The 266-nt window shown below is 53.8% G+C and carries 1 protein-coding gene; it reads right to left on the reverse strand.

The window, feature by feature from the left end; genetic code table 11:
* Nucleotides 1-266 (reverse strand): protein adenylyltransferase SelO family protein (locus AAEZ03_RS27620; RefSeq protein WP_350583059.1); only part of this gene is annotated, 266 nt, incomplete at both ends.

Below are 266 nucleotides of genomic sequence, written 5' to 3' on the forward strand. Positions count from 1 at the left end.
GCGCGTCCATCACCCATCCGCGAATAAGGCGTCAGGCCGATGCCTTTAAGATGTAAGTCTTGCAACGTATCATTATTGTCGAGCACTTGTGCCATGAGTAAGCCGCGCCCATCACCCAATTGGCCTGCCCATTGCCCGAACTGATGACCCGCGTAAGCCATGGCTAAGGGTTCAAAATCTGCTGGCAAGTATTGACCACCGAGTATCTCAACCCAGCGCGCCATTAAATCCTCATCATCTGCCCAGCCCAATTGCTGTGCCACCTG

The organism is Pseudomonas sp. HY2-MNA-CIBAN-0224 (genome assembly GCF_040310285.1).
In the GTDB taxonomy this organism is placed as follows: domain Bacteria; phylum Pseudomonadota; class Gammaproteobacteria; order Pseudomonadales; family Pseudomonadaceae; genus Aquipseudomonas; species Aquipseudomonas helleri.